Genomic DNA, 2,375 nt, shown 5'->3' with positions numbered 1-2,375 from the left:
GCTTGTAGCCGGGATCGGAGATCAGCGGCGTACCGGCATCGGAGACCAGCGCGACCGACTGGCCCTGCGCCAGCATCTCCAAAAGCTTCGGCCGCGCCTGCGCGGCATTGTGCTCGTGGTACGGCTTCAGCCGCGCCGAGATGCCATATCGTTCGAGCAAGCGGTGCGTAATTCGTGTATCTTCGCACGCGATCAGATCGGCGCCGGCGAGCGTTTCCAGCGCACGCAGCGTGATGTCGCCGAGGTGGCCGATCGGGGTGGCGACCAGATGCAGTCCCGGTGCGATGCGCGGGGCGACCAGACGTTGACCGGCGACCAGAAACGTTCGCGTCTCCGGTTCCGCCGCTGCGGGCGGCGGTGCTGAAATTTCTGGTTTGACGCGCATCGCCACTAACTTGATCGGCCTGGACGGCAGGATGGCAGAGGAAAGGTTGAAAACGACGGCACGGTGATTTGTCCGGCGCTCGTAATGAGCATAAACCTTTTGGCCCGGTTAATCATTGGCCGACATTGTGATGAAATCTTCCGTCAAAGGCCGAAAGGCCGATCGTACGGAGGACGACACGGGATCCGGCAGCCCCGCCGGACCGCTGCAAGAGATGGCATGGCAAGCTTGCACGATCCACACACGAAACCGTTGCGAACCACCCGCCGCACTGCGCTGGGCCTGCTCCTCGGAGCGCCGCTGCTGAGCGCCTGCTCGGGCGTCCAGCAAAGCCTGAGCGATCAGTTCGGCCAGCAACAGCCCGCCACTGGGCCGGCGCAGCAGCCGGCTGCGGTCGGCAACGGCCGGGTCAAGGTCGGGCTGGTGCTGCCGTTGTCGGCGCCGGGCAACGCCGGGCTCGCCGCACAGTCGATGAAGAACGCCGCCGAAATGGCGCTCGCCGAATTCCGCAATCCGGACGTTCAGCTCCTGATCAAGGACGACGCCGGCAATCCGACCGGCGCACAGACCGCGACCCAGCAGGCGCTGGACGAAGGCGCCGAAATCATTCTCGGGCCGCTGTTCGCCCAATCGGTGCCGGCTGCGGCGCAGGCGGCCCGCGCCCGCGGCGTGTCGGTGATTGCGTTCTCGACCGACTCCAGCGTCGCCGGTCGCGGTGTCTTCCTGCTGAGCTTCCTGCCTGAGTCGGACGTCAACCGCATCATCGGCTATGCCGGCAGCATCGGGAAGAGGTCCTATGCGGCGCTGCTGCCCGAGAACGCCTATGGCGCGGTGGTCGAAGCTGCGTTCAAGCAGATCACCAGCCAAAAGGGCGGCCGCATCGTCGCATTCGAAAAGTACGGCGCCGATCGTGCCGGTCCGGCGCGAACCATCGCGGCCTCTCTTGCCAGTGCCGATGCGCTGTTGCTCGCCGATGATGGCGACGCGCTGGCCGCGGTGGCCGATGCGCTCGGGGCTGCCGGCACGGATCTGAAGCGGGTGCAGCTGCTCGGCACCGGGCTGTGGGACAATCCGCGGGTGTTCGCTACGCAGAGCCTGCAAGGCGGCCTGTTTGCGGCTCCCGATCCGTCCGGCTTCCGCGCGTTTTCGGGCCGCTATCGCGCCCGCTACGGCCAGGACCCGGTCCGCACCGCGACGCTCGCTTATGACGGCGTCGCGCTGGTGGCGGCGCTCGCCCGCACCCAGGGCCCGCAGCGGTTCTCCGCCGAAACGCTGACCAATCCGTCCGGCTTCGCCGGCATCGACGGGCTGTTCAGGTTTAGGGCCGATGGCACTAACGAGCGCGGCCTTGCGGTGATGAAGGTCGCCAGCGGCGGTGCTCAGGCGGTTGCCGGTTCGCCGAAGAGCTTCGGCGCCTGACAACCAGCGTCAGCGCCTCAGGGCTTCTGCTCCACCCAGCCCAGCAGGGCGTCGAGCGCGGGGCAAAGTGACTGCCCCCAATCGGTGAGGTGATATTCCACTCTCGGCGGCACTTCCGGATACACCGTTCTGGCCACGATGCCGTCGGCCTCCAGTTGCCGGAGTTGCTGGGCCAGCATCTTCTGCGAGACGTCGGGGATCGAGCGCTCCAGTTCAGAGAACCGCAGGACGCGGCCGCCGAACAGATGAAACAGGATCAGGATTTTCCAGCGCCCCTCGAGCAGCCGGAAGCCGGCCGCGATTCCCTGCGCGGCGGTCAGCGGCGTGTGGGCTGGGTTACTTCGAGGTAAGTCACCGACCTTTTCGTGCGTTCTTGCCATGGCCGCAGCCTATTGCCAGCTCTGTCACGTCGCAATCCTGCGGCGCTTTCGAGAGTTGAGCGAGGTCCCCATGACGGTTTCCCTTCCCGCACCAATAGAAGCCTATTTCGTCGCCTCCAATGCACGGGCGGTGCAGGATGTTGCAGCGGCCTTCGCCGCCGATGCCCAGGTCCGCGACGCGGGCAAGATCC

The 2,375-nt window shown here is 66.4% G+C and carries 3 protein-coding genes and 1 pseudogene; 2 read left to right on the top strand and 2 right to left on the bottom strand.

Annotation, left to right across the window (positions count from 1 at the left end; genetic code table 11):
• Positions 1-385: SAM-dependent methyltransferase (locus DYI24_RS25060; protein ID WP_246701364.1), on the bottom strand; the 385-nt coding region annotated here is incomplete at its 3' end.
• 219 nt (positions 386-604) lie between these two features.
• Between DYI24_RS25060 and DYI24_RS25055 the strand changes: the two genes are divergently transcribed.
• Complete coding sequence (locus tag DYI24_RS25055) at positions 605-1,804, top strand: penicillin-binding protein activator (RefSeq protein ID WP_164574244.1); 1,200 nt, start codon at positions 605-607, stop codon at positions 1,802-1,804.
• A 17-nt stretch (positions 1,805-1,821) separates the two neighbouring features.
• Here the strand turns inward: DYI24_RS25055 and DYI24_RS25050 are convergent, their stop codons facing one another.
• The gene (locus DYI24_RS25050; protein WP_107342563.1) at positions 1,822-2,184 is read right to left on the bottom strand and encodes a winged helix-turn-helix transcriptional regulator; all 363 of its coding nucleotides are present in this window, start codon (positions 2,182-2,184) and stop codon (positions 1,822-1,824) included.
• Here DYI24_RS25050 and DYI24_RS25045 point away from each other — a divergent pair.
• A pseudogene (locus tag DYI24_RS25045) lies at positions 2,183-2,375 on the top strand (hypothetical protein); the annotation flags it as partial. The gene DYI24_RS25050 and the pseudogene DYI24_RS25045 sit on opposite strands and share 2 nt — an antisense overlap.

The organism is Rhodopseudomonas sp. BR0C11 (assembly GCF_010820945.1).
In the GTDB taxonomy this organism is placed as follows: domain Bacteria; phylum Pseudomonadota; class Alphaproteobacteria; order Rhizobiales; family Xanthobacteraceae; genus Rhodopseudomonas; species Rhodopseudomonas palustris_H.
The sequence above is the reverse complement of the archived record's forward strand: the minus strand, read 5'-3'. Positions and strand labels throughout refer to the sequence as shown.

Excerpts from the sequence above, each read along its gene's own strand:
- DYI24_RS25055 (WP_164574244.1), top strand. The coding sequence starts at position 605 with ATGGCAAGCTTGCACGATCCACACACGAAACCGTTGCGAACCACCCGC.
- DYI24_RS25050 (WP_107342563.1), bottom strand. The coding sequence starts at position 2,184 with ATGGCAAGAACGCACGAAAAGGTCGGTGACTTACCTCGAAGTAACCCA.